The sequence below is a fragment of the Bacillus paranthracis genome (assembly GCF_001883995.1).
In the GTDB taxonomy this organism is placed as follows: Bacteria; Bacillota; Bacilli; order Bacillales; family Bacillaceae_G; genus Bacillus_A; species Bacillus_A paranthracis.
The window spans coordinates 315,843-340,933 of record NZ_MACE01000018.1 but is presented as its reverse complement, the minus strand read 5'-3'; the positions used below and the strand labels follow the sequence as shown (position 1 = coordinate 340,933).

Here is a 25,091-nt window from a genome sequence, read left to right as displayed (position 1 = left end):
GTTTTTTTACAACCAGCTCCTTATCTGTCAGCGTAATGCTGCGAGAATTAGCACCGTGTCTACAATTGTAGATCGGTTGCCGGGTTTCGTCGGGCTCGTCCCTCCACCTGCTCTTGATAAGAAGTATTTAGAAATGTTTAAATTTTTAAGATAACTGAATTTTGTCAGATATTTTTCATGTTGTCAATTACTTTTTGAAAAAATTTAATTTATCGATTCGATTAATGGCTTCTCGTAATCTATCTTCTGTATGCAAGAGACCAACGCGGACGTACCCTTCACCATGCTCACCAAATCCAACACCAGGAGCAACTGCGACATGTGCTTTTTCTAGTAAAATATTAGAAAATTGCTCAGAAGTATATCCTTTTGGAACAGGAAGCCATGCAAAAAATGACCCTGTTGGAATGTCTACATTCCAACCAATTGAGTGACAAGCTGAAATAAGAGCGTTTCTTCGAGATTCGTAACTATTTACAAGGTCTATGACGCAAGACTGTGAACTTAATAGTGCTTCGCGGGCAGCATCTTGAATGGCACCAAAAATACTAACATACATATGATCTTGTAATAAGTTAATTGTTTCAATGACACTTTCATTCCCTACCGCAAAAGCGATGCGCCAGCCAGCCATATTGAAAGTTTTCGATAATGTGTAAATTTCGATTCCTGTATCTTTGGCACCATCTGCTTGTAAGAAACTAACAGGTTTTTGACCATCGAATCCAATCGCACCGTAAGCAAAATCATGAACGACTAATATATTATGTTTATTAGCAAAATGAATGGTTTCATCAAAGAAATCTTTTGATGCAGTAGCACCGGTCGGATTATTTGGATAGTTTAAAAACATTAATTTTGCACGCTCGGCAATAGAGTCGTCAATTTTTGTATAATCTGGTAAAAACTTATTTTCTGCAATAAGCGGCATTGTTTCAAATTGTGCTTTCGCTAAAGCAACTCCTGATAAATAATCTGGATAGCCTGGATCGGGAACGAGAATTGTATCACCAGGGTTTGTAAAGCAAACTGGTAATTCTACTAATCCAGCCTTTCCACCAAACAATATAGCAACTTCAGTTTTCGGATTTACTACTACATCATATTCACGTTGATAGAATGTTGCCACGGCTTCTTTTAAGCTTTCATGTCCGCGAAATGGCGGATATTTATGATGAATGGTCTTTTCTGCAGCATCTTGCAAAGCTTTTACGATATGCTGCGGTGTTGGTTGATCTGGATTACCTTGACCTAGATTAATAACATCGTGACCAGCTGCTACAACTTTGTTAACTTTTGCAACAAGTGAAGCGAAAAATTGTGTTGGCAATGATGTTACTATCTCAGAAGGTTGAAATGATTTCATACTTTCCACCTCTTTTGAAAGTTGTTACAATTCTAGTGACAAATGATATAATCTTTCCAGTATTTTGTAAAGAAAAAAATAAGAATGGGGCTGAAAAAATGAAAGTCGCATGTATTCAAATGGATATTGTCTTTGGAGATGTAGAAAAAAATATTGAGAATGCTAAAAATAAAATAAGTGAAGCGATGAAAGAAAGACCAGATGTTATTGTTTTACCAGAACTATGGACAACAGGTTATGATTTAACGAGACTCTCTGAAATTGCAGATAGGGATGGATTGGAAACGAAAGAAAAGTTGATAGAATGGTCGAAACAATATGGTGTACATATTGTTGGTGGTTCTATAGCAAGGCAAACGGAACAAGGTGTTACAAATACAATGTATGTTGTAACGAATAAAGGAGAACTAGTCAATGAATATAGTAAAGTGCATTTATTTCAGCTTATGGATGAACATAAATATTTAATCGCTGGAAATCGTACTGGTGAATTTAAGTTAGATGATGTAGAGTGCGCCGGCACCATTTGCTATGATATTCGTTTTCCGGAGTGGATGCGCGTTCATACTGCTAAAGGTGCAAAAGTTTTATTTGTTGTAGCTGAATGGCCATTAGTTCGTTTAGCGCATTGGCGTTTACTATTACAAGCAAGAGCAGTTGAAAATCAGTGTTATGTTGTAGCATGTAATAGGGCAGGGAAGGATCCAAATAATGAGTTTGCTGGCCATTCTTTAATTGTCGATCCTTGGGGCGAAGTTGTTGTAGAAGCAAATGAAGAAGAATCAATTCTATTTGGAGAGCTTACACTCGAGAAAATTAAAGAAGTACGCAAAGGAATTCCAGTTTTTGCGGATCGACGTCCAGAATTATACAAATAAAATGTTGACAAGTGATTTTTATTCTTGGTATAGTCTTCAACATAAAGTTAAAAATTCTAAAAAATTATACAACTCTTATCAAGAGCAGGTGGAGGGATTTGGCCCGATGAAGCCCAGCAACCGACCGTAATACCATTGTGAAATGGGGCGTTTATGACGCCAAAAGGCACGGTGCTAATTCCAGCAGAAAGTAAAACTTTCTGGCAGATAAGAGGGGAGAAGATAAACTTCAAACCTCTTTCTTAGTGGAAAGAGGTTTTTCTGTGTTAGAAAAACCTCTGAATTAAAAAAAGGGGGAGAAGACGATGGGATATTATTCATTAACAGAAGTAACCGCTGTACAATATGCGAAAGAACATGGCTATTTTGAAAAGAAAGCAAATGTAGTTTGTCATGAAATTGGAGATGGAAATTTAAATTACGTGTTCAAATTAGATGATGGAGAGAAGTCTATTATAATAAAACAAGCACTACCATATGCGAAAGTAGTTGGTGAGAGCTGGCCATTGTCTATAAAAAGAGCAACGATTGAAAGTAAAGCATTACAAATTTTCGCGAAGTATGTACCTGAATATGTGCCGGTAGTGTACAGTCATGATGAAGAGTTAGCAGTAACAGTCATAGAAGACTTATCAAGATTAACTATTACAAGAAAAGGATTAATAGATGGAGAAGAGTATCCACTTCTATCCCAGCATATCGGTCGTTTTCTAGCGAATGTTTTATTTTATACTTCAGATTTTGGTTTACAGTCAGAAGAAAAAAGGGTACTAGAAGGTACATTTGTAAACCCAGATCTTTGTAAAATAACAGAAGATTTAGTATTTACAGACCCGTTTGGTCATTACGATACGAATGATTATGAACCGGAGTTACAATTGGCTGTAGATGAACTATGGAGTGATAAAACTTTAAAACTAAAAGTAGCGCAATATAAATATAAATTTTTAACGAGAAAAGAGGCACTCATTCATGGAGATTTACATACTGGAAGTATTTTTTCATCACCTTCTGAAACGAAAGTGATTGACCCAGAATTTGCAACGTACGGTCCATTTGGATTTGACATCGGGCAATTTATTGCAAATCTATTATTAAATGCTCTATCTAGAGAGGAAGAACAGAGAAGTGTGCTATTTTTCCATATTGAGAAAACATGGAGCTATTTCGTAGACACTTTTACGAAGTTATGGATTGGAGAAGGTGTAGAAGCATATACGAAAGAGAAACAATGGTTGCCGATTATTTTGCAAAATATTTTTACGGATGTGGTCGGATTTGCTGGATGTGAGCTTATCCGAAGAACAATTGGCTTAGCACATGTAGCTGATTTAGATGAAATAGCAAATAAAGAAACGAGAATTCAAGCTAAGAAACAAGCGTTATCCTTAGGTAGAGAACTAATAAAATATGAATCTAAAAACGCTGATATTCAACTGTTCCGAGCATTATTCCAACAGACAGTTTCTGGAGGGGTAAAAGCATGAGTACAGTTGTTACGATTCCGAGGTCTGTCAGTTGGAAAGGTGATGCCATTGCAGTATTAAATCAAACAAAGTTGCCGCATAGCACAGAATACAAAACATTAACGACGATTGAAGAGGTATGGAAAAGTATTGTCATGCTAGAAGTACGAGGAGCACCTGCAATTGGAATTGTAGCTGCATTTGGCTTGGCGCTTGCATCAAAAAAATATACTACTTTACATATTGAAGAATTTCAAAAGAAGTTTAATAGAGATTGTAATTATTTAGGGACGTCACGCCCGACAGCAGTCAATTTATTTTGGGCAATCGATCGTATGAGAGAATCTATTCAAGAAATTACTACAATAAAAGAAGCGCAAAAAATATTAGAAGAAGAAGCGCTTCGTATTCAGCAAGAAGATGAAGCGGTATGCCGGAGTATTGGAGAACATGCATTAACATGCTTTAAAGACGGTGATAACATTTTAACAATTTGTAACGCTGGCAGTATTGCAACTGCTAAATATGGTACTGCATTAGCACCGTTTTATATTGGGAAAGAAAAAGGTGTACATTTACATGCATATGCATGTGAAACGAGACCGGTTTTACAAGGCGGTCGCTTAACGACTTGGGAATTAAAACAGGCAGGTATTGATGTAACACTTATTACAGATAATACGGCAGCTCATGCTATTCAAACGAAAGAAATCAACGCAATTATTGTAGGAGCGGACCGAATTGTCGCAAATGGGGATACAGCAAATAAAATCGGAACGATGAATTTAGCTATATTAGCAAAGTATTTCGATATCCCGTTCTACGTTGCAGCTCCACTATCTACATTTGATATTATGAAACAAACAGGTGCAGAAATTGTTATTGAAGAAAGAGATGAAACAGAAGTTACGAAAATTTTTGGGAAACAGGTAACGCCAGTTGGAACTACTGTTTATAATCCTGCATTTGATGTAACACCGAATGAATTAATTACAGGTATTATTACTGAGCAAGGTATTATACGTGGAGATTATAAGCGAGAAATTGCATCATTGTTCGAAAAAACAAGCTAATACATAATAGCTTGTTTTTCTATGCCTAAATGTGTTCTTTTTTCTTATTTATATAATGAAAGGAGGAGAAAAAGATGGAAGAGTGGATCAAGATGATAGGTAATGTAGGGTTTCCAATTGTTGTAACATTATATTTACTTCATCGAATTGAAAGTAAATTAGATGGGGTAATTGTTGCAATAGAGAAGTTGCCACGGCAATTACTACAGTATGATGATCCTCGCGATAAAAAATAAAGTTTGCTCTTCGTGAGCAAACTTTATTTTTTATTGAGCAGTATAACCACCATCGATAACGACAGCTTGTCCAGTTATACCTTTAGCTTTTTCGCTCGCTAAAAACATCGCATAATCAGCAATCTCTTGTACTTGTAATAAGCGTTTTTGTGGGACAAGTGGATAAATGACATCCTCTAGAACATTTTCAAGTGGTACATTTCGTGTAGTGGCCAAGTCTTGTAATTGATTCCGTACGAGAGGGGTATCGACATAACCGGGACAAAGCGCATTAACAGTAATTCCGTGAGTAGCCCCTTCTAAAGCGGCAACTTTTGTTAATCCAATTACACCATGTTTTGCGCTATTATAAGCAGCTTTTCCAGCGAATCCAACGAGGCCATTAATGGAAGCTACATTAATAATTCGGCCATATTTTTGCTTTTTCATAATGGGAAAGGCATGCTTAACGGCGATAAAAGGAGCGATTTGCATAATTTTAATTAGTAGCTCGAATTTTTCGGTTGGAAAATCTTCAATTGGTGAAACGTGTTGCATGCCTGCATTATTAATTAATATGTCTAATGAACCGAAATGAGTAACAGTTTGAGAAATGGATGCTTCTATTTCTTCTTCGGATGTAACATCACATTTTAAGCCGATAGCTTGAAAGCCCTCTTTTTGTAGTTGTTCAGCAGCTTCTTTTGCACGTTCTTCAAGACGATCGGTAATAACAACTTTTGCCCCTTCTTTTGCAAAAGCGTTTCCCATTTCATATCCAATACCACTTGCAGCACCTGTTAAAAAAACAACTCGATTTGTAACCATGATGAAAAACATCCCTTCGTAATAAAGTTCTCATATTGCTCTATTTAGAGAGTGGATAAGAAAAATCCTGCAAAGATTTGGAAAAATATTGTTAGCTATCTTGTTTTGCAAAATAGTCTCTGCTATACTATTTTGTAAAGCAAGATACTTACGCTTATCTATCTTGTAAAATAAGATAGTAGGAGGATTTGAATTATGTCGACAAGTCAAATGCTGAAAGGGATTTTAGAAGGATGCTTACTTGCTATTATTTCTGAAGGTGAAATATACGGTTATGAAATGAGTGAGAAGCTAGCAAAGTATGGCTTTACAATGGCGAGTGAGGGAAGTATTTATCCGTTATTAATACGAATGCAAAAAGAAGGATTCATAAAAAGTGTAATGAAGGAATCCCCATCTGGTCCAAAACGGAAGTATTACACGTTAACAGAAGATGGCGAAGATGCACTGGATGAATTTATGGATCGCTGGGAAGCGATGCAAAGTAGTGTGGAACGTCTACTTGAAGGGAAGGGGAGAAGAAAATAATGCTATCAAATGAAGCACGAAAGTTTTTATTAGATATGAGGTTGTTTTTGACTGCAAAGAGTGTGAAAGAAAGCGATATTGAAAGCTTTATTGAAGACGCAGAACTTCATTTAATAGAAGGTGAGAGTAATGGAAAAAGCGTAGAAGAAATTTTCGGAAGCTCACCGAAAGAATACGCAAATGAACTTGTAAAAGTGATGGAAAGAGATAGACAGGAAACGTGGAAGCAAATTGGTTTTACAGTAATGAATATCGTATCGTTTTGGATTATTGCTTCTGTTCTAATAGTAAATAACGGACTATTACAGATGTCACTTATTCAGTGCGTTGGATATAGTTTGTCATTAATTTTAGTTGTGATAGGTCCTAATTTTCTACTTCGCAAAATGACTTTCGTAACAAGTTTTACAAAAACATGGTTTGCTATGTGGTCGTTAGTCATAATCGCACCAATGTTTCTAATAGGGGCTGTAACGATATTAGATGTGATTTATCCTACAAAAATGTTTATATTCACCCAAATGCAAAGTTATATATTAGCTGGTAGTATTTTCATCATTACAGTAGCAATAAATATATATTTTAATGGATGGTTTAAAAACTTATATTTAATCATCCCGCTTTCTATTATGTTAGTGTTTAAAACATTTACATCAGAAGACCTTGTTCCAATGTTATTTCAAATTATATGTTTATACGGAAGTTTGTTTATTTTAATTTTCCTTGAAATTATGATGAAGACGAATAGAAGAGAAGCGATTAAATAAGGGAGGGATTATCATGCAGATTTCTAAAGAAGGAGAAAAATTTTTAATTGATACGAAAGTGTATTTAATAACGAAAGGAATGAAAGAAGAAGATGTTGACGCTTTTTTAGAAGATGCAGAACTTCATTTAATTGAAGGTGAGAAAGAAGGGAAAACGGTAAGTGATATATTTGGTGATTCGCCAAAAGAGTATGCGGAAGAATTAGCGAAAGAGATGGAGAAAGATAAAGGCGGGAGTATAAAGAGTATTTTAGGAATGATAATTGGTATTGGCGGGTATTGGTTACTTACAAATATTTTATTTGAAAGCCCAAATCATGAATTTACATTAACGAATGTACAATTAATTGGATACCCAATTGTTTTAATGATTACGATTGTAGGAATTATATTTGCTTTTAAAATGTCATCATTTAAGAGTAAAATAAAAGAATTTAGCATTATTTATGTAGCAGCATTGCTACCGATTTTATTACTAGTATTATTAATGTTTATGAATAAATGGTATGGGACACCTGTATTACAATTAACGACTATACAAAGTTATATACTAGCTGGAGTTATCTTGTTAGTACTGTTAATTGGAGAAGCATACATACTTGGCTGGATTGGGATATTAACTGTTATTGTCCCGCTATTCATTATGTTTGTATTTAAAGGATTGGGAGAAAAAAGTCCATACATGGGAATGTTAGAATCTTTACTTCTGTATGGAAGTTTATATGTATTAATGCGATGGTCTTTCAAAAATGAGGAGAGAAAAAGTGTAAACTAGTAATTTGGAAGGAGGGAATGCGATGCTTTCTCAAGAGTCACGAGATTTCCTTGCAAATACAGGTACTTATTTAACGGCAAAGGGGATAAGTGAAAAAGATATTGAATCCTTTTTAGAAGATGCAGAATTGCATTTAACTGAAGGTGAAAAAAGAGGCAAGAATGTAGAGGATATATTTGGTGATTCACCAAAGGAATATGCAAATCAACTTGTAAAAGAAATGCAAGTTGATTATAAACGGAATTTAGGATGGCTAGCTACAGCTGTTATGAGTATATTATGCTATTGGACTATTCCAGATCTTTTATTTCGAAATTTAAATGAACCTTATACCATTTCTTTAATAGGATTAATCGGATATCCGGTTATCTTACTGTTAATGATTATGGGAGGGGGTTTATTTTTAAGAGGTGCTAGTTTTCAAAGGAGTATGTTGAAAAAAGGCTTACTGCTATTTGGAGCAGTAATACTCACTTATTTACCAATATTAATAATGTTCTTAAAGGGTTGGTACAGTTTTCCTTTATATGAACTCCCTCAATTAGGAAGATATTTAATTGGAGGAGTTATGCTATTGATAACAACGATTGTGAATGTTCGGTCTCTTGGTTGGATTGGTTTACTTGTTTTAGGAATCCCAATTTTTATGATATTTATGGTTGAACAAATAGTAAGAGTGTATTTCTAAGAAGAAGCTCTAGAAATACAAAGGATAATCATATTTGTATTTTATATTATAATATTGTGATATATTTTGTTCTTCGGTTTAATAGGAAAGTGGCTGCTCTGGATATGCAAAAAAATATTTCCAAAGAAATATTATATAGAGATTTTTAGAGTAATTGTATTTATGTTTAGTTGTATATTTGCATCCGTTGCAGCCGGAATGTGGTTTATTGATTGGAATCTATTGTTTTAAACAGTAACAAGGGCGTTACTGTTTTTTTCTTTGCAATAAAGAGCTTTGTAAAGAGAGAGCTTTTTGTTCGTTCGTTAATAGAGACTGAATATGGACATTTTCAGGGCGAGGGACGATCGGATACATAAGATTTGTTGGAGAAGGATGGTGCTCCGAGCCAGTTGGGGAATGAGGATCTGCGTGAGTAAGTTTTCCGTGAACACGTCTTGTAAATAAAATATGACCAATTTCATGAGCGAGCGTATATATATTTTTCATAGGAGCAGCCGAGTTTGTTAAAACGATATACCCTGTAAGTTGCTGTTGTTTTGCTAAAGAGTAGGCACAGGCAATTACTGCTGTTTCTTTGAAATAATCACTGCCAATATAACAAATGTAAAGGTCGCATTCAGGAGCTTCATTTACACAAGTTTGAAAAAAGGATGCTAATTTTTCCTGACTTTGAATAGAATCTTTATAACTAATTTCACGGTCAGAAAAACGAAAAAGTTCATTTAAAACAATTACTTCTTGAATTTGAAATGTAATGGGGTGCCAAATTGATTCTGCAACTGCTAAATCTTTTGCAATACGGTCATCAGAAATGTCGGCGCCTGGCGTAATGCAAATACATATATTGACGTATGGATCCATAAGGAACACCTCAACTGAAAAAATTCTTTCTATAATATATGTTGGGAAAAGATCCTATGTATGGATAAACGCCTTGTTTATTACAAGTCGAAAAAATTTCATAGTTCTATAACATGGTTTGGCTGTCTTTTTGATATAGTAAAGGAAAGGGGGAGAATATATGTATACATTAAAAATCGTTTCAGACAGAGAAGCACTGTATCAATTTGCAAGTTATGTAAGAGTTGTACAAGGGGTGGAAGATGTATATGTAGAGGTGGGAGAACCTTTATATGAACATCCTTTAATAAAATTTTATGTACATATTAAGCTTGAGGAAACATATGAGCAACATAAAGCGTTACAAGAAATAGCAAGATTAGTAGAATTAGGGCGTTTTACATATGTCCATTATCGTAATGATGAAATAGAAGAAGCTTTTGAAGCTGTAAAATATGAAAGTTTTAAGAAATAAAGGTGAAAAAAGGGAGCGAAAGCTTCCTTTTTTTCTTTAAAATTACATCAACAAAAGGAGAAAAATTTTGTTATGATAAGGGAGGGTGAGGAAAGGAGAGTTTACATATTGGGGTATATTGAAGAGTTACGCAAAGTCGTTGGTACAAGGCCGCTTATTCTAGTAGGATCAGCAATTATTATCTTAAATGATAATCAAGAAGTATTGCTTCAATATCGTTCAGATACATATGATTGGGGTGTACCTGGTGGAGCGATGGAGCTAGGAGAAACGACAGAAGAAACTGCTCGTAGAGAACTATTTGAAGAGACGGGACTAAATGCGAAAATTATGCAATTTATCGGGGTTCTTTCGGGAAAAGAAGTGTACTTCCAATATCCAAATGGAGATGAAATTTTTAATGTCATTCATCTGTATCAGGGGCATCATGTGAGCGGGGAATTAAGGCTTGACTATGAAGGATTACAGCTTCAATATTTTCCGGTAGATAAGTTACCGAATTTGAATAAAACAACAGAGAAGATTTTACAAAAATTCCTATACGCATTAACAGAATAGAAGGTTAATTCCTTCTATTTTTATTATATTAAATATTTTGATTTTTTAGTATGTTTATAGTATGATAGTTGTAGACATACATCTTATGGAATTTCACCTAAAAACTGACTAGGGTACATAAGAGAGGGGCAAGTGCAAAATGCATAATGTTGTTATTACAGCTGCAGTTCGTTCGCCAATTGGAACTTTTGGGGGAGCGCTAAAAAATGTAACGCCAGTAGAATTAGCTGTTCCTGTACTTCAGGAAGCTGTAAAACGAGGCGGGGTAGAACCACACGAAGTTGATGAAGTGATTTTAGGTCATTGTATTCAAAGAACTGATGAAGCAAATACGGCAAGAACGGCTGCATTAGCGGCAGGATTTCCTGACACAGTTACGGGCTATACAATCCAACGCCAATGTTCTTCAGGTATGCAAGCAATTATGTCGGCTGCAATGCAAATTCAATTAGGTGTAAGTGAAGTTGTCGTTGCAGGTGGAGTAGAAGCAATGAGTTCAAGCCCTTATGCATTAAAACAACACCGCTGGGGACAACGCCTACAACACGGAGAAATTCGTGATACGGTGTGGGAAGTATTAGAAGATCCAATTCATCATATTATGATGGGGGAAACAGCGGAAAATTTAGTTGAACAATATGAAATTACAAGAGAGGAACAAGATGAAGTTGCGCTTCGTAGTCATACATTGGCATTGAAGGCAATCGAGTCTGGATACTTTGACGATCAAATTGTTCCTATTACAATAAAAGAACGTAGAAAAGAAGTAGTATTTTCAAAGGATGAACATCCACGTGCTGACATTACAGCAGAAAAATTAGCAGGATTAAAACCAGCTTTCCGTAAAGACGGATCTGTAACGGCAGGGAATGCATCTGGCCTGAATGACGGAAGTGCGGTTCTAGTATTAATGAGCGAAGAAAAAGCGAAAGAAAAAGGCTTACAACCGTTAGCTAGAATTGTTGGATATTCAGTAGCTGGAGTAGATCCAAAAATTATGGGTATTGGACCAGCACCAGCAATTCGTAAAGGGTTAGAAAAAGTAGATTGGTCATTAGAAGATGCAGATTTGCTGGAAATTAACGAAGCTTTCGCTGCACAATACTTAGCTGTAGAGAAAGAATTAGGTTTAGATCGTGAAAAGGTGAATGTAAACGGTAGTGGTGTAGGACTTGGACATCCAATCGGTTGTACAGGAGCTCGTATCACTGTAAGCTTAATTCATGAATTGAAAAGACGCGGATTAGAAAAAGGAATTGCCTCTCTATGCGTCGGCGGCGGTATTGGGGTAGCATTATTTATAGAAGCACTATAAAAAAGAAGCAGCAATCGCTGCTTCTTTTTTTATGATTCAAATAAATGATGAAATAATCGATCACGATTTTCAAAGAAAAGTTTCGTCGTTTGGTAATGCTCAGTTTCTTCTAATGTGGATTCATGAATCCCTTCTTGTGTTAAAGAATATATAGTGGATTCGGGATAAGCCATTAAAATAGGAGAATGCGTTGCGATAACAAATTGTGAACCTTGTTCCGCTAGTTCATGCATTCGAATGAGCATAGAAAGTTGTCTCATTGGTGATAGAGCGGCCTCGGGCTCATCTAAAATGTATAAGCCTTGTCCTGAAAAACGATTCATAAATAAGGAGAAGAATGATTCACCATGGGATTGCTCGTGAAGTGAAACACCGCCATAAGATTTTATAGCATCTATTTCATCAATATAAGAAGCAACGTTATAAAATGATTCAGCACGAAGAAAGAAACCATCGTTTGGTGTATTGAAACTTTTGGAAATTCGAAGATGTTCATGTAAAGATGAATGTGAATCGTTTGTACTAAAACGGAAGTTTTTCGTTCCACCTTCTGCATTAAATCCTAAAGCAATTGCAATCGCTTCGAGTAATGTTGACTTCCCCGTTCCGTTTTCTCCAATAATGAATGTTACATTTGGATGGAAAGCTAGTGATTGTAATGTTCGAATAGCGGGTAAACAGTAAGGATATGCGGAGAAACTAGGGATATTTTCTTTTTTTAATGTGACATTTTGTAAAAAGGGTACGTCAATCAATATAGAAACCTCAATTCATAACGGATTTTGATTCTAAAAAAGCAGCAAATACAAGGGGAAGACAACTTGCAAATAGTATTGTATATTGAAGTGCGCCAAAGCCAAGACCTTCCCAGCCGAAAGTCATTCTCTTCCATATGAAAATAAAAAGAATGCTTATAAAACCAACGAGAGCAGGTATATATTTTATAATTTTGTAGTGCTTCCATAGATAGAAGCCAATGTATGTACTTAAAAACAAGGTAAACAGAACAAGAAAAAAGACAAGTGTTAATGACACGTGAATCCCTCCTTATTTTCTAAATATTTTATGTGGATTATATCATTTAAACTATCATATTCCAATGTGAAAATAAATATTGCATGGAGATTATTCATGTCGTTATGATAGTATGTAATCTATTGTAATTATAAAAAGGAGTTAAAACATGCCGTTTACATTTGCACATCCAGCAGCAGTTCTTCCTTTTGCAAAAAAGTATTCTCAACATATTTCAGTAACGGCTCTTATATTAGGTAGTATGGCGCCTGACTTTGAATATTTCCTACACTTTAGACCGTATGGTGTAATTGGGCATACGTGGCTTGGATTCTTATATTTTAATTTACCACTCGTATTTTTATTAGCATACATATATCACTACATTTTAAAAAAGCCGTTTATAACACATTTACCTAAACCATTTGCTGGCTACTATACATATGCAGTAGATGAGAGGTGGGGGCTTTACACAAGGAAAGATTTCTTTGTATTTTGTTATTCAGCATTATTCGGTATGTTAACGCATGTTGTTTGGGATGCATTCACTCATAAGACAGGCTATTTTGTTATGAAAATACCATTATTGCAAAGAGAATGGTACGGTATCTCTGTTTATAAATATATGCAACATGGAAGTACATGTATTGGTTTTCTGTTATTAGTATACGTTTTATGGAAGTGTAGAAATGAAATGGGTAAAGACCTTATTTTAGCTTCGGAAAAAATAAAATATTGGATTTCGGCAATTGTTGTGGCAACTATTATATTTATCGTGCACGCGTTCGTAGATCCCTATTTTCATATTTTCCAAATAGGGGGTATAATAGTATCTGGACTGACAAGTTCGTTTTGTGGACTTCTCATTGTTTCTATAGTTTACAAAGCAAAGGACTAATTAATATTAATGAATGATAGTGTTAGGAGAAATTATATGATGAAAGCATGGAAAAGTATTTTTGTTTTATGTAGTTTTCTTCTTATGTTAAGTGGTTGCTTCCATCAAGAAGAAAAGAAAGCTGAACCGAAGAAGAAAGAATCTATTCCTGAAACAAAAGAATATGGTGGGCGTGAGCTGAAAAAAGTAGGACAAAAAGTGAAAGAAACAGGATGGGGTACTTTTAAATTAGAACAAATTCATTCTGTGAATCAAACATTTGAAGTAGCACCAATGAAAATTCACGTACAAGATGTGAAAGTAATCTCTTTATCGCAGATGAGTAAAGATGCAAAAAATACATTAAAAGTATATACGGCATTAACTCCTGAAGAAGTAAAGCGTAGATTAGGAGATAAAGTCAGTCAAGAAGATGCGGAGTTATATGCATCGCTAAGTGGTACAGAGATTAGTGATACGATTCGTTACGTTGAAATTACATATAAGGTGGAAAATAGCGGGAATAAAAATATACAATTTTTCTCTATGAATGATGTTGCGATTAATGATAAACAACATTTTAAAGTAGCAACGCAAAACTTTTTATATGATGAAGATACGCTCGTTGGTACAAAAAATGTATCAAGGGAAGACTATAAGCCTGGTGAAACAAGAGATGGTATTATCGGCCTAATACTTGATGATGGAAAAGAAAAGGTAAAGGATATTAAATTTACAACAGATAATGTAATCGCAGCAAATACAGAAACGCAAGATGTTGTAAAAGAGCCACAAACTTTTAACATCTCACTTTCTGAGTAAGTTGTTTTTAAATATATGCAAGAAAAAACAGTCAGCGCTCAAACTATTATGCTGACTGTTTTTTCTGTTCTTCTATGTATGAATCTACACTTTGAAAAGGTACCTTAATTTTAAACGCATCTTTTTGTTCATGAAATTGTTTTTCATTATAGGGACCAAAACGTTTATTATGCTTTACGTCAATAATCCAATAATGCTCGCTTTTTTTATTTGCAATTGCTGCGTCAGGATTATTAGGATCTGACTTTTCCTCAGTTTGTTTTGCAATAATGTATTTATCATCCCAGGCTATGTCTGTAATTTTTGCAGGAATGTATTGTGTGGCATATACAGCATCTTGCGTGGGGAAAAGTTCAAATGCATTTCCAGAAGTACGTATGAGTTCGTATTCATCGTTAATCGTATATGTTATATGATTTGTATTTCCAGCACAACCGGCTAATAGGAATGCGACGAATAGGATTATCCATTTTTTCAATATGGGAACCTCCTTTACAATGCTGTTGTAACACATTGTACAAGAAAAGTAAGAGAAACGCTAGTTTACAATGTTTTTTAGAAGTGGTACGATGAGACGGGTAAAGAAGGATATGAAGGAGTCGACATAAAAATGAAGTTAAAGATGCATCGTCCAGCGCTTGTAATGAACCGCATAGGTGCTTCCCTAATTGACATGTTTTTAATCTCGGTTATGTATGGTGCAGTAGTAGCTGTTATGACTGGAAATTATAGTGCTATTTTTAATCGCTTTAATATTAGTTTTGGCGATTATAGATATGATCTTGCAGTAGTTTTTATATTAATGGCGATATATTTTATTTTGCTACCCTTTATTTGGAACGGTGTAACACTTGGTAAAAAGGTAACGAGAATAAAATTAATTTCATTGAAGAGTGAAAAGTTAACATTACAAACATTAACGATTCGATTTTTTGTATTGTTATTACCGAACATATTACTGCTTGGAATTCCGATATTATGTAACGTATATATGATGTTATTCCGCAAAGATAATTGTGGTTTTCAGGATTTAATTACAAAAACGAAAGTGATAAGTCTTGTATAACAAAAAGAGACCTTTTTATGTAAAAAGGTCTCTTTTTGTTATACAAATATATTTTAGTGGATATATAATAGGGAAAAAGTTAATCTATATCATTTTTGAATTTAATAGATTGAAAATTAAGAAAATGTTATAATGATTAAAATAATATGTTTATATAATAAGGGGGAAATTGAAGTGACTGGAGGTAGCGTAATCTTTTGGGGGATTTTAATTTTCATCGGTTTAGTTTTCGATCAGCGTAATAGTAAGAAAAAAGAAGGAGTAAAAAAGTAACCGTTTACAAATGAATAAGCAACTTTTCTTGCTTGCAGACTAATCTCATAAAGGAGTATACTGAATGACGGTAAGACTTATAGAAGGGGTAATGAAAATGAAGCTTGCAGGAAAAGTTGCTATCGTAACTGGCGGTGGCATCGGTATTGGACGTAATACAGCTCTTTTGTTGGCTAAACAAGGTGCAAAAGTAATTGTGACGGACATTGATCAAGAAAGTGGACAAGCAACAGTGGAGGAAATTACGAATCTAGGCGGAGAAGCACTTTTTGTATCCTATAATATGGAAAAACAAGGAGATTGGCAACGCGTAATCAGCATTACTTTGAATGCATTCAGTCGCATTGATATGCTTTTTCAAAATGCTGGTTTATATAAAATAGATTCTATATTTTCACGCCAACAAGAGAACGATTCCAATGTACTTTGTATTAATGACGTATGGATAGAGATAAAACAATTAACGTCATCTTTTATGAAACAGCAAGAAGAAGTGGTGCTAAGTGACTTACCGATTTTCGGTATTATTAGCACGAAAGGACAATCATTTCATACAGTAGAAGCCCTCGTATAATAGTGAAAACCGCCCTCAATATATGTGGACGGTTTTTTTGTATGAAAATTATTTTTTAACGAATGCGTTGTTCGTTTTGACTATCAAAGAAATGCGCTTTATTCATATCAAATGCTAGTTTAATTTGGTCACCAGGTGAAAATGTATGTCTTGCATCAACACGTGCTGCAAAATCTTGATTTCCAAGTTTCATATATAAAATAGATTCAGCACCTAATAACTCAGCAACTTCAATTTTTGTTGTGAAGGCAGTAGATTGTGAAGCTTCTAAAAATAATAGTTCATCATGAATGTCCTCAGGACGAATACCTAAAACAATGTCTTTATTTACATAGCCTTGTTCACGTAATATCTTCATTTTTCCTTCAGTTACTTTAATTTTTGCAGCATTGTCTATAACGAAATCGGTTTCAGTTAATTTACCACGGAAGAAATTCATCGCTGGAGAGCCGATAAATCCACCAACAAAAATGTTTTCAGGTGTTTCATATACTTCTTTTGGAGTACCGATTTGTTGAATTTTTCCGTCTTTCATAACAACAAGACGAGAAGCCATTGTCATCGCTTCAGTTTGATCATGCGTTACATAAATTGTTGTCGTACCAAGGCGGTGGTGTAACTTAGAAATTTCTGAGCGCATTGCAACACGTAATTTAGCGTCTAAGTTAGATAATGGCTCATCCATTAAGAACACTTTCGCGTCTCGAACGATTGCTCTCCCTAACGCAACACGTTGACGTTGTCCACCAGATAATGCTTTCGGTTTTCTATCTAAATATTGTTCCAGTCCTAAAATTTTTGCTGCATCTTTTACACGACGATCAATTTCATCTTTTGGTATTTTTCTAAGTTTTAATCCAAATGCCATATTATCATATACACTCATATGTGGATATAGGGCATAGTTTTGGAAGACCATTGCGATATCGCGATCTTTTGGAGGGACATCATTCATTAGCTTACCATCAATTGAAAACTCTCCTTTTGAAATATCTTCTAGTCCAGCAACCATTCGTAATGTTGTAGATTTTCCGCATCCAGAAGGACCGACAAATACGATAAATTCTTTATCTTGAATGTGTAAATTGAAGTCTGTTACAGCTGTTACATTATTATCATATATTTTATAAATGTTTTCTAATTTCAGTTCTGCCATGGTATTTCCCCCTAGAAATAATTATGCAAACGTTTTCTTTGAGTTCATTATAAACGAATAGATTCAAAAAATAAACAAAAAAATAAAACGTTTTCATATATTGGATAGTTATTAGTGATTTTCATATGTTTTCTTAGAAAAATAAGAATAAAAGTTGTAAGCGCTATTTTAAATTAAGATAGAATCTGTTATCATTCATTAATGAAAACGTTTGCGCCTTAAAAAGAGAAAATCGAATTATGAATGAAATGGGGTAGCATAATGGAAAAACAGTGGTGGAAAGAAAGTGTAGTATATCAAATTTATCCTCGTAGCTTTATGGATAGCAACGGTGATGGCATCGGGGATCTTCGCGGTATTATTTCAAAGTTAGATTACTTAAAAGAATTAGGGATTGATGTAATTTGGTTATCACCAGTCTATGAATCTCCAAATGATGATAATGGTTATGATATAAGTGATTATTGTAAAATTATGAATGAGTTCGGAACAATGGAAGATTGGGATGAGCTATTACATGAAATGCATGAACGTAATATGAAACTTATGATGGACTTAGTTGTTAATCATACTTCTGATGAACATAATTGGTTTATTGAATCACGTAAATCAAAAGATAATAAATATAGAGATTACTATATATGGCGCCCTGGAAAAGAAGGAAAAGAGCCGAATAACTGGGGAGCAGCGTTTAGCGGATCTGCATGGCAGTATGATGAAATGACAGATGAATATTATTTACATCTGTTTTCTAAAAAACAGCCAGATTTAAATTGGGATAATGAAAAGGTAAGACAAGATGTTTATGAAATGATGAAGTTTTGGTTAGAAAAAGGAATTGATGGCTTCCGTATGGATGTTATTAATTTTATTTCTAAAGAAGAGGGATTACCAGCTGTTGAAACAGAAGAAGAGGGGTATGTTTCAGGTCATAAGTATTTTATGAACGGTCCAAACATTCATAAATATTTACATGAAATGAATGAAGAAGTATTGTCTCATTATGATATTATGACGGTTGGTGAAATGCCTGGTGTAACGACAGAAGAAGCGAAATTGTATACCGGGGAAGAACGAAAAGAACTGCAGATGGTATTCCAATTTGAACATATGGATTTAGACTCAGGAGAAGGCGGAAAATGGGATGTAAAACCATGTTCACTTCTTACTTTAAAAGAGAATTTAACGAAGTGGCAAAAAGCATTAGAACATACAGGCTGGAATAGTCTGTATTGGAATAACCATGATCAGCCTCGTGTTGTATCTCGTTTTGGTAATGATGGAATGTATCGCATTGAATCTGCGAAAATGTTAGCGACGGTGCTTCATATGATGAAAGGAACACCTTATATTTATCAAGGCGAAGAAATCGGAATGACAAATGTTCGATTTGAATCGATTGATGAATATCGAGATATTGAAACATTAAATATGTATAAGGAAAAAGTGATAGAGCGCGGTGAAAATATAGATAAAGTGATGCAGTCTATTTATATAAAAGGCAGAGATAATGCTAGAACACCGATGCAGTGGGATGATAAAGATCATGCTGGATTCACAACAGGTGAGCCCTGGATTACGGTAAACCCTAACTATAAAGAAATCAATGTGAAACAAGCGATCCAAAATAAAGATTCAATTTTTTATTATTATAAAAAGTTAATTGAGTTACGCAAAAATAACGAAATAGTTGTGTATGGATCATATGATTTAATATTGGAGAATAATCCATCTATTTTTGCATATGTAAGAACGTATGGAGAAGAAAAACTTCTTGTTATTGCAAACTTTACTGCGGAAGAATGTGTATTTGAATTGCCTGAGGACATTAGTTATAGTGAAGCAGAGTTATTTATACACAATTACGACGTAGAGAATGGACCGATAGATAACATGACATTACGTCCGTATGAAGCAATCGTGTTCAAATTGAAATAAGAAAAATCCTTATACCACTTTGGTATAAGGATTTTTTTGGTTACCATTTTAATATGGAGAATCCATATGGAGGAAGTGTAACTTGTAATACACTTGCTTCCGCTGAAAATTCTTCGTTTGTATAAATATTAATGATTTTCTTTCCAGTAACATGGAGAGGCAGTGAAGCTGTAATATCACTATTAGTCGGATTTAAAACGAAAAAGATAGTTTCATCTTCATATGTTTTTGTATAAGAAATATAATTATGTTCATCATTTGCTTCAATGAATTGGAAAGTACCATGTCCTCCAAATGCTTTATATTGCTTTCGTAACGAAATTAATGTTTGTACATGTGTAAATAATAGATGATCTTGTTCTTTCGTATCCCAAACCATACATTTGCGGCAATCGGGGTCCATACCGCCATCCATACCAATTTCGTCTCCATAATAAATACAAGGAGAGCCGATGAAAGAAAGGTGGAATACATAAAGTAACTTTAACTTATTTTTATCTCCGTTACATGTTGTCAATATTCTTGGTGTATCATGGCTGTCTAATAAATGAAATGCTGCTTCATTTACATTCATAGAGTAGGAATGTAGAGATTCTATAATTTGTTTCATAAATTCATTTGCCTTAATGGAATTGTTAGCAAAGTAAGACAGTAGAGCGTTTGTAACAGGGTAGCTCATTACAGCATCAAATTGATCTCCTTGTAGCCAAGGAAGTGCATCGTGCCAAATTTCTCCTAAAATATATACTTCAGAATTTAATGCTTTTATCTCACTTCGGAACTCTCTCCAAAATTTATGGTCGACTTCATTTGCTACATCAAGGCGCCAACCGTCTATATTGAATTCTTTTACCCAATAACGCCCTACTTCAAGTAAGTATTCTTTTACATCCGGGTGTGCAGTGTTTAATTTCGGCATATACGGTGTAAACGCGAAAGTATCATAATTCGGAAGTGGCTCAGTTCTAATTGGGAACTCATGAATATGAAACCATTCTTTATATGCTGACTGTTCACCATTTTCTAGTACGTCTTGAAATTTATCGAAAAAGTATCCACTGTGATTGAATACGGCATCGAGCATTACTTTTATACCGTGTGTATGACATGCCTCAACGAGTTCTTTGAATGTTTCTTTTGTGCCAAATTGCGGATCGATTTCCATGTAGTCAATTGTGTCATATTTATGGTTTGAATGTGCTTTGAAAATAGGTGTGAAATATATTCCCGAAATTCCAAGCTTAACAAGGTAATCGAGGTTTTGCATAATACCAGCAAAATCTCCGCCGAAAAAATTAGTTGGAGTTGGTTCAGCGCTTCCCCAAGGAAGGGTGTTTTCTGGATTCAACGTATGATCTCCATTAGCGAACCGTTCTGGGAAAATTTGATACCAAACAGTATCTTTAATCCAGGAAGGTGCTTTGAATACATCATTTGCATGAATAAATGGAAAACAGAAAAAGTTACCAACGTCATCATTTGGAATGCTAGAAAAAAATCCGCGTTCTGCATAAATAAGCGTTTCTGTCTCTGCTTTTAATTCAAATCCATAACGTAAGCGCTTAAATTTTGGCTCGATGGAAATGGACCAATAATCAAATAATGCAGTAGAACCAGTTTTTTTCATTGGTGCACTTGAAGAAATCCACTTCCCGTCTGTCCATTCATAAGGATCACCATAAATAAGATTGGTGCTTTGAACATCGTCTCTTTTCGTACGTATTCGGATATGAATCGTTTTTTCATCGTAAGCGTATGCGTAATTATCTTTTGGCCTATGATAGATGGCGTCTTTAAGCATATAAAAAATCCCCCTTTACTATCTCTATGCATATTGTTCCCTTAAGTATAATAATAAAGCATATGTTGCAAACGATTGCTTTTTGCATAGCTTTAATATTGCTTATAAGAGTAGTATTCATTTCATATAAAGTCAATCTATAAAGAGTGTAGTAATAATATTTTTAAAATTAATATTTGCAAAATGAATAAAAGAATGTATAATGATAGACAAATAGCGCAAACGTTTTCATAGATTGAGATATCGTTTGCGCTTCTATTAAACTATTCAATGCAAACGTTTTCAATTAGTAAGGTACATATACAATTCAGGGAGGTTTTTGGGATGAAGAAAGCATTATCATTATTAACGGTTTCAGCATTAGCAATTGGTATGTTATCTGCATGTGGACCGAAAGATTCAGGGAAAAAAGAAGAAAGTAAAGCAAAGAAAGATTACGATTTACTCGTTTGGGAAGATGATAAAAAAGGTGTTGGTTTAGAACCAGCAGTGAAAAGCTTTGAGGAAAAATATAAAGTAAAAGTAAAAGTTGTTGAAATGCAAATGACAGATCAAGTGAAGAAGTTACGCCTTGATGGACCAGCGGGGACGGGACCAGATGTTGTAACATTGCCACATGATCAAATCGGAAATGCAGTAACAGAAGGTTTACTTTCTGAAGTGAAAGCTGATGATGCTGTAAAGAGTAAATTTACTGATTCATCAATAGAAGCACAGACATATAACGGAAAATTATATGGTTTACCAAAAGCAATTGAGACACCAGTCTTTATTTACAATAAAAAACTAATGCCAAAAGCGCCAGAAACGATGGACGAGCTGTTTAACTTCTCAAAAGAATTTACGAAAGATGGCAAGTACGGATTTTTAGCATTAGGAGATAACTTCTACTTTGCTAATGCATTCATGGCAGGTATGGGTGGTTATGTGTTTGGTGAAAAAGATGGAAAGCCAAATGCAAGTGATGTTGGATTAAATAATAGCGGAGCAGTACAAGGTGCTGAGTATCTTCAAAAATGGTACAAAGAAAAGTTATTCCCGAAAGGTATTATCGGTGAATCTGGTGGACCTGCTGCTGATGGGCTATTTAATGAAGGAAAAGCAGCATCTATCATGAACGGCCCTTGGGCGTTCCAAGCAATGGAAAAGAACGGAATTGATTATGGCGTTGCTCCAATGCCGAAATTACCAAATGGTCAACCAATGAAAACGTTTGTTGGGGTTAAAGGATGGCATGTAACAAGTTTCTCTAAACAAAATGATTTAGCTACAAAGTTCACTGAATGGGTAACGAATGAAGAAAACGCAAAAATTCGATTTGAGAAGACGAAAGAAATTCCTCCAGTAAAAGCAGTAATGGAAGATCCAATTATTAAAGATAACGAAGCTGCAAAAGCAGTTGCAACACAATCTGAAAATGGAATTCCAATGCCAAACATTCCAGAAATGCAAGAAGTATGGAAACCAGCTGGAGATGCGCTTCAATTAGTTGTTACGGATAAAGAGGCACCAAAAGCAGCACTTGATAATGCAGTGAAGCAAATTAAAGGTAATATTGAGGCAAATCATAGTAAGAAAAAATAAGGTGAAATTCGTGCCTCTAATATGAGGGGCACGAATTCTCTCCCAAGAAAAAAGGGGGAAGGAACATGCAAACATCTATGGAACCAGCAAACGGCTTAAACGGTTCAAAACATAGGAAAATGGCAACCATGTTATCAATCATTCCAGGCGTGGGTCAAATGTATAATAAACAATTTGTAAAAGGTCTTATTTTTCTAGTATTAACAGGTTCATTTATTGTAGCCTTTGCTGATTTATTAAATATGGGATTATGGGGAATTGTAACGCTTGGTACAGAAGTTCCACGTGACCATTCTGTCTTTCTATTAGTAGAAGGAATCTTGGCACTCATTGTCATCGTGTTTGGACTCGGAATATATGCATTTAATTTATATGATGCATACCAAAACGGAAAGAAACGGGATATAGGAACACCGTTAAACTCTGTAAAAGAGCAATACCGTAATTTACTAGACCAAGGTTTTCCGTATTTAATGGTTTCACCAGGGTTTTTATTACTTATCTTTGTCGTTGTATTTCCAATCATTTTCGTAATTTTAATTGGATTTACGAACTATGATTTATATCATTCTCCTCCAGCTAAATTAGTAGATTGGGTAGGATTTAAAAACTTTATTGATATCTTTACATTACCGATGTGGAGAGAAACGTTTTTAAGTGTATTTTCTTGGACTGTCATCTGGACATTCGTTGCAACGACATTACAAGTTGCACTTGGTATTTTCTTAGCGATTATCGTAAATCAGCCTGGTATTAAAGGGAAGGCGATTATTCGAACAATCTTCATTTTACCGTGGGCGGTCCCAGCATTCGTATCTATTCTTGTTTTCTCTGGTATGTTTAATGAAACATTTGGAGCGATTAACAATCAAGTATTAGCTTTATTCGGAATTGAAAAGATTGCTTGGATGACAGATCCATTTTGGGCGAAGATTGCTTTAATTATGATTCAAACGTGGCTTGGATTCCCGTTCGTCTTTGCAATGACAACAGGTATACTGCAATCGATTCCAGGAGAATTATACGAAGCGGCTACAGTAGATGGAGCTACAGCTTGGCAACAGTTTCGTAAAATTACATTGCCACTTGTTCTATATGCAACAGCACCAATATTAATTACGCAATATACGTTTAACTTTAATAACTTTAGTATCATCTATCTATTTAACGGCGGAGGTCCTGCTGTAGCTGGACAAGACGCAGGTGGAACAGATATTTTAATTTCATGGATTTATAAGTTAACGATGACTTCCGCGCAGTACGGAAAAGCAGCAGCTCTTACAATGATCTTATCGTTAATCGTTATTACAGTTGCGTTATGGCAATTTAAGAGAACAAAATCATTCCAAGAAGAGGATATGATGTAAATGAATATTAAAAGACAAAAGATGTTACGTCTCTCATTAAGTTATCTCGTTATTTTCGTAATGTGTGCCATCATTTTCTATCCATTATTATGGATTATTGGCTCATCGTTTAATCCGGGTGATAGTTTATCTGGATCAAGTATTATTCCGCAAAATGCAACGCTAGATCATTATCGTAAGTTATTAGATTTAGAGAATAGTAATTATTTACTATGGTATAAAAACACATTAAAAGTAAGTGTTTTAACGATGATTTTTTCAGTGTTAGCAATTAGTTTTACTGCTTATGCATTTTCGAGATACCGTTTTGTTGGAAGAAAAAATGGTTTATTAACATTTTTAATTTTGCAAATGATTCCAAACTTTGCAGCGTTAATCGCTTTATACGTATTAGCACAGTTAACAGGATTAATTAATACACACCTTGCATTAATTTTAATTTATGTAGGCGGGGCAATTCCAATGAATACATGGCTTATGAAAGGGTATTTTGATACGATCCCGAAAGAATTGGATGAGTCAGCTCGTATGGATGGAGCAGGACATTTTCGTATTTTTTGGCAAATCATTATGCCACTTGCAAAGCCAATCGTAGCGGTTGTAGCGTTATTTACTTTCATCGGCCCATTTACAGATTTTATTTTAGCGAGTATTATTTTGCGCACACCAGAAAATTATACGTTAGCAGTTGGATTATATGAAATGGTGGCGAAGAAATTTGGGAATGAATTTACAACGTTCGCAGCGGGTTCCGTATTGATTGCAATCCCAATTTCAATTTTATTCCTATCACTACAAAAATACTTTATCTCTGGTTTAACTGCTGGAGGTACGAAAGGATGAA

Annotated in this window: 28 protein-coding genes, 1 pseudogene and 2 riboswitches; of the genes and pseudogenes, 21 read left to right on the top strand and 8 right to left on the bottom strand. The window is 34.8% G+C overall.

Annotation, left to right across the window (positions count from 1 at the left end; all coding sequences use genetic code 11):
• Positions 1-17: 17 nt before the first annotated feature.
• Positions 18-123, bottom strand: a riboswitch (SAM riboswitch).
• 64 nt (positions 124-187) lie between these two features.
• Complete coding sequence (locus tag BAQ46_RS07835; protein ID WP_000834736.1) at positions 188-1,366, bottom strand: pyridoxal phosphate-dependent aminotransferase; 1,179 nt, start codon at positions 1,364-1,366, stop codon at positions 188-190.
• A gap of 14 nt (positions 1,367-1,380) precedes the next feature.
• Between BAQ46_RS07835 and BAQ46_RS07830 the strand changes: the two genes are divergently transcribed.
• The 4 genes from BAQ46_RS07830 (at position 1,381) to BAQ46_RS07815 (ending at position 5,019) form a co-directional block, all read left to right on the top strand.
• Positions 1,381-2,244, top strand: a complete 864-nt coding sequence (locus BAQ46_RS07830) for a carbon-nitrogen family hydrolase (protein ID WP_033671968.1) — start codon at positions 1,381-1,383, stop codon at positions 2,242-2,244.
• 72 nt (positions 2,245-2,316) lie between these two features.
• Positions 2,317-2,458, top strand: a riboswitch (SAM riboswitch).
• A gap of 91 nt (positions 2,459-2,549) precedes the next feature.
• Positions 2,550-3,731: an S-methyl-5-thioribose kinase gene (gene mtnK / locus BAQ46_RS07825; RefSeq protein WP_061132243.1), complete on the top strand. Its 1,182-nt coding sequence runs from the start codon at positions 2,550-2,552 to the stop codon at positions 3,729-3,731.
• On the top strand, positions 3,728-4,783 hold the full coding sequence (mtnA, locus tag BAQ46_RS07820; RefSeq protein ID WP_071741822.1) for an S-methyl-5-thioribose-1-phosphate isomerase: 1,056 nt from the start codon (positions 3,728-3,730) through the stop codon (positions 4,781-4,783). Before mtnK ends, mtnA begins: the two co-directional genes overlap by 4 nt.
• 74 nt (positions 4,784-4,857) lie before the next feature.
• A complete protein-coding gene (locus BAQ46_RS07815) occupies positions 4,858-5,019 on the top strand; it encodes a YvrJ family protein (RefSeq protein WP_000393331.1) in 162 nt (53 codons plus the stop codon).
• A gap of 30 nt (positions 5,020-5,049) precedes the next feature.
• Here the strand turns inward: BAQ46_RS07815 and BAQ46_RS07810 are convergent, their stop codons facing one another.
• Entirely contained in the window at positions 5,050-5,826 is a 777-nt protein-coding gene (locus tag BAQ46_RS07810; protein ID WP_000258438.1) for a 3-hydroxybutyrate dehydrogenase, read from the bottom strand.
• Positions 5,827-6,021: 195 nt separating this feature from the next.
• Here BAQ46_RS07810 and BAQ46_RS07805 point away from each other — a divergent pair, with 195 nt between their 5' ends.
• The 5 genes and pseudogenes from BAQ46_RS07805 to BAQ46_RS31345 form a co-directional block, all read left to right on the top strand.
• Complete coding sequence (locus BAQ46_RS07805) at positions 6,022-6,354, top strand: PadR family transcriptional regulator (protein ID WP_000107963.1); 333 nt, start codon at positions 6,022-6,024, stop codon at positions 6,352-6,354.
• On the top strand, positions 6,354-7,121 hold the full coding sequence (locus BAQ46_RS07800; protein WP_000950449.1) for a DUF1129 domain-containing protein: 768 nt from the start codon (positions 6,354-6,356) through the stop codon (positions 7,119-7,121). Before BAQ46_RS07805 ends, BAQ46_RS07800 begins: the two co-directional genes overlap by 1 nt.
• 13 nt (positions 7,122-7,134) lie before the next feature.
• Positions 7,135-7,896: a DUF1129 domain-containing protein gene (locus BAQ46_RS07795; RefSeq protein ID WP_061132244.1), complete on the top strand. Its 762-nt coding sequence runs from the start codon at positions 7,135-7,137 to the stop codon at positions 7,894-7,896.
• 22 nt (positions 7,897-7,918) lie between these two features.
• Positions 7,919-8,584 carry a DUF1129 domain-containing protein gene (locus tag BAQ46_RS07790; RefSeq protein WP_071741821.1) on the top strand — a complete coding sequence of 222 codons (666 nt, stop codon included), beginning with the start codon at positions 7,919-7,921 and terminating at the stop codon, positions 8,582-8,584.
• 60 nt (positions 8,585-8,644) lie between these two features.
• Positions 8,645-8,815, top strand: a pseudogene (locus BAQ46_RS31345) (DNA-binding protein); the annotation flags it as partial.
• A gap of 15 nt (positions 8,816-8,830) precedes the next feature.
• On the opposite strand, the gene BAQ46_RS07780 reads toward BAQ46_RS31345, so the two are convergent.
• Positions 8,831-9,448, bottom strand: coding sequence for an ImmA/IrrE family metallo-endopeptidase (locus BAQ46_RS07780; protein WP_000371612.1), 618 nt, complete (start codon positions 9,446-9,448; stop codon positions 8,831-8,833).
• A 160-nt stretch (positions 9,449-9,608) separates the two neighbouring features.
• On the opposite strand from BAQ46_RS07780, the gene BAQ46_RS07775 reads away from it, so the two are divergent.
• The 3 genes from BAQ46_RS07775 to BAQ46_RS07765 all read left to right on the top strand — a co-directional run bounded on the left by BAQ46_RS07775 (position 9,609) and on the right by BAQ46_RS07765 (position 11,775).
• Complete coding sequence (locus BAQ46_RS07775; RefSeq protein ID WP_071741820.1) at positions 9,609-9,902, top strand: DUF3928 family protein; 294 nt, start codon at positions 9,609-9,611, stop codon at positions 9,900-9,902.
• 108 nt (positions 9,903-10,010) lie between these two features.
• Positions 10,011-10,460: an NUDIX hydrolase gene (locus BAQ46_RS07770; RefSeq protein WP_071741819.1), complete on the top strand. Its 450-nt coding sequence runs from the start codon at positions 10,011-10,013 to the stop codon at positions 10,458-10,460.
• 139 nt (positions 10,461-10,599) lie between these two features.
• On the top strand, positions 10,600-11,775 hold the full coding sequence (locus BAQ46_RS07765) for an acetyl-CoA C-acetyltransferase (RefSeq protein ID WP_000552083.1): 1,176 nt from the start codon (positions 10,600-10,602) through the stop codon (positions 11,773-11,775).
• Positions 11,776-11,804: 29 nt separating this feature from the next.
• On the opposite strand, the gene BAQ46_RS07760 is transcribed toward BAQ46_RS07765, so the two are convergent.
• Positions 11,805-12,530, bottom strand: coding sequence for an AAA family ATPase (locus BAQ46_RS07760; RefSeq protein ID WP_061132246.1), 726 nt, complete (start codon positions 12,528-12,530; stop codon positions 11,805-11,807).
• Positions 12,531-12,540: 10 nt separating this feature from the next.
• Positions 12,541-12,810, bottom strand: a complete 270-nt coding sequence (locus tag BAQ46_RS07755) for a hypothetical protein (protein ID WP_000059968.1) — start codon at positions 12,808-12,810, stop codon at positions 12,541-12,543.
• Between the two features lie 148 nt (positions 12,811-12,958).
• Between BAQ46_RS07755 and BAQ46_RS07750 the strand changes: the two genes are divergently transcribed.
• Positions 12,959-13,687 (top strand): DUF4184 family protein, encoded by a 729-nt coding sequence (locus BAQ46_RS07750; RefSeq protein ID WP_071741818.1) that lies wholly within the window; start codon positions 12,959-12,961, stop codon positions 13,685-13,687.
• Between the two features lie 36 nt (positions 13,688-13,723).
• Complete coding sequence (locus BAQ46_RS07745; protein WP_000973892.1) at positions 13,724-14,488, top strand: hypothetical protein; 765 nt, start codon at positions 13,724-13,726, stop codon at positions 14,486-14,488.
• Between the two features lie 46 nt (positions 14,489-14,534).
• Here BAQ46_RS07745 and BAQ46_RS07740 read toward each other — a convergent pair whose 3' ends face one another.
• A complete protein-coding gene (locus BAQ46_RS07740; RefSeq protein ID WP_000758783.1) occupies positions 14,535-14,966 on the bottom strand; it encodes a DUF3997 domain-containing protein in 432 nt (143 codons plus the stop codon).
• A gap of 132 nt (positions 14,967-15,098) precedes the next feature.
• On the opposite strand from BAQ46_RS07740, the gene BAQ46_RS07735 reads away from it, so the two are divergent.
• From BAQ46_RS07735 to BAQ46_RS07725, 3 genes are all read left to right on the top strand, one after another.
• Positions 15,099-15,554: an RDD family protein gene (locus tag BAQ46_RS07735; protein WP_000769088.1), complete on the top strand. Its 456-nt coding sequence runs from the start codon at positions 15,099-15,101 to the stop codon at positions 15,552-15,554.
• A 174-nt stretch (positions 15,555-15,728) separates the two neighbouring features.
• The gene (locus BAQ46_RS07730; protein WP_000145657.1) at positions 15,729-15,827 is read left to right on the top strand and encodes a hypothetical protein; all 99 of its coding nucleotides are present in this window, start codon (positions 15,729-15,731) and stop codon (positions 15,825-15,827) included.
• Between the two features lie 64 nt (positions 15,828-15,891).
• Positions 15,892-16,401 carry an SDR family NAD(P)-dependent oxidoreductase gene (locus tag BAQ46_RS07725; protein WP_000218426.1) on the top strand — a complete coding sequence of 170 codons (510 nt, stop codon included), beginning with the start codon at positions 15,892-15,894 and terminating at the stop codon, positions 16,399-16,401.
• A gap of 55 nt (positions 16,402-16,456) precedes the next feature.
• Here the strand turns inward: BAQ46_RS07725 and BAQ46_RS07720 are convergent, their stop codons facing one another.
• On the bottom strand, positions 16,457-17,557 hold the full coding sequence (locus tag BAQ46_RS07720) for an ABC transporter ATP-binding protein (protein WP_000818923.1): 1,101 nt from the start codon (positions 17,555-17,557) through the stop codon (positions 16,457-16,459).
• 261 nt (positions 17,558-17,818) lie between these two features.
• On the opposite strand from BAQ46_RS07720, the gene malL reads away from it, so the two are divergent.
• The gene (gene malL / locus BAQ46_RS07715; RefSeq protein WP_000415194.1) at positions 17,819-19,495 is read left to right on the top strand and encodes an oligo-1,6-glucosidase; all 1,677 of its coding nucleotides are present in this window, start codon (positions 17,819-17,821) and stop codon (positions 19,493-19,495) included.
• A 40-nt stretch (positions 19,496-19,535) separates the two neighbouring features.
• Here the strand turns inward: malL and BAQ46_RS07710 are convergent, their stop codons facing one another.
• Positions 19,536-21,296, bottom strand: a complete 1,761-nt coding sequence (locus BAQ46_RS07710; RefSeq protein ID WP_000910090.1) for an alpha-glycosidase — start codon at positions 21,294-21,296, stop codon at positions 19,536-19,538.
• Between the two features lie 324 nt (positions 21,297-21,620).
• Between BAQ46_RS07710 and BAQ46_RS07705 the strand changes: the two genes are divergently transcribed.
• The 3 genes from BAQ46_RS07705 (at position 21,621) to malD (ending at position 25,090) form a co-directional block, all read left to right on the top strand.
• Entirely contained in the window at positions 21,621-22,880 is a 1,260-nt protein-coding gene (locus tag BAQ46_RS07705) for an extracellular solute-binding protein (RefSeq protein ID WP_061132249.1), read from the top strand.
• A gap of 65 nt (positions 22,881-22,945) precedes the next feature.
• Complete coding sequence (malC, locus tag BAQ46_RS07700) at positions 22,946-24,247, top strand: maltosaccharide ABC transporter permease MalC (RefSeq protein WP_001194989.1); 1,302 nt, start codon at positions 22,946-22,948, stop codon at positions 24,245-24,247.
• Positions 24,248-25,090 carry a maltosaccharide ABC transporter permease MalD gene (malD, locus tag BAQ46_RS07695; RefSeq protein WP_071741817.1) on the top strand — a complete coding sequence of 281 codons (843 nt, stop codon included), beginning with the start codon at positions 24,248-24,250 and terminating at the stop codon, positions 25,088-25,090.
• Position 25,091 lies beyond the last annotated feature (1 nt).

Coding starts and splice junctions, on each gene's coding strand:
- BAQ46_RS07835 (WP_000834736.1), bottom strand. CDS start 1,366: ATGAAATCATTTCAACCTTCTGAGATAGTAACATCATTGCCAACACAA.
- mtnK (WP_061132243.1), top strand. CDS start 2,550: ATGGGATATTATTCATTAACAGAAGTAACCGCTGTACAATATGCGAAA.
- mtnA (WP_071741822.1), top strand. CDS start 3,728: ATGAGTACAGTTGTTACGATTCCGAGGTCTGTCAGTTGGAAAGGTGAT.
- BAQ46_RS07815 (WP_000393331.1), top strand. CDS start 4,858: ATGGAAGAGTGGATCAAGATGATAGGTAATGTAGGGTTTCCAATTGTT.
- BAQ46_RS07810 (WP_000258438.1), bottom strand. CDS start 5,826: ATGGTTACAAATCGAGTTGTTTTTTTAACAGGTGCTGCAAGTGGTATT.
- BAQ46_RS07805 (WP_000107963.1), top strand. CDS start 6,022: ATGTCGACAAGTCAAATGCTGAAAGGGATTTTAGAAGGATGCTTACTT.
- BAQ46_RS07800 (WP_000950449.1), top strand. CDS start 6,354: ATGCTATCAAATGAAGCACGAAAGTTTTTATTAGATATGAGGTTGTTT.
- BAQ46_RS07795 (WP_061132244.1), top strand. CDS start 7,135: ATGCAGATTTCTAAAGAAGGAGAAAAATTTTTAATTGATACGAAAGTG.
- BAQ46_RS07790 (WP_071741821.1), top strand. CDS start 7,919: ATGCTTTCTCAAGAGTCACGAGATTTCCTTGCAAATACAGGTACTTAT.
- BAQ46_RS07780 (WP_000371612.1), bottom strand. CDS start 9,448: ATGGATCCATACGTCAATATATGTATTTGCATTACGCCAGGCGCCGAC.
- BAQ46_RS07775 (WP_071741820.1), top strand. CDS start 9,609: ATGTATACATTAAAAATCGTTTCAGACAGAGAAGCACTGTATCAATTT.
- BAQ46_RS07765 (WP_000552083.1), top strand. CDS start 10,600: ATGCATAATGTTGTTATTACAGCTGCAGTTCGTTCGCCAATTGGAACT.
- BAQ46_RS07750 (WP_071741818.1), top strand. CDS start 12,959: ATGCCGTTTACATTTGCACATCCAGCAGCAGTTCTTCCTTTTGCAAAA.
- BAQ46_RS07745 (WP_000973892.1), top strand. CDS start 13,724: ATGATGAAAGCATGGAAAAGTATTTTTGTTTTATGTAGTTTTCTTCTT.
- BAQ46_RS07735 (WP_000769088.1), top strand. CDS start 15,099: ATGAAGTTAAAGATGCATCGTCCAGCGCTTGTAATGAACCGCATAGGT.
- BAQ46_RS07725 (WP_000218426.1), top strand. CDS start 15,892: ATGACGGTAAGACTTATAGAAGGGGTAATGAAAATGAAGCTTGCAGGA.
- BAQ46_RS07720 (WP_000818923.1), bottom strand. CDS start 17,557: ATGGCAGAACTGAAATTAGAAAACATTTATAAAATATATGATAATAAT.
- malL (WP_000415194.1), top strand. CDS start 17,819: ATGGAAAAACAGTGGTGGAAAGAAAGTGTAGTATATCAAATTTATCCT.
- BAQ46_RS07710 (WP_000910090.1), bottom strand. CDS start 21,296: ATGCTTAAAGACGCCATCTATCATAGGCCAAAAGATAATTACGCATAC.
- BAQ46_RS07705 (WP_061132249.1), top strand. CDS start 21,621: ATGAAGAAAGCATTATCATTATTAACGGTTTCAGCATTAGCAATTGGT.
- malC (WP_001194989.1), top strand. CDS start 22,946: ATGCAAACATCTATGGAACCAGCAAACGGCTTAAACGGTTCAAAACAT.
- malD (WP_071741817.1), top strand. CDS start 24,248: ATGAATATTAAAAGACAAAAGATGTTACGTCTCTCATTAAGTTATCTC.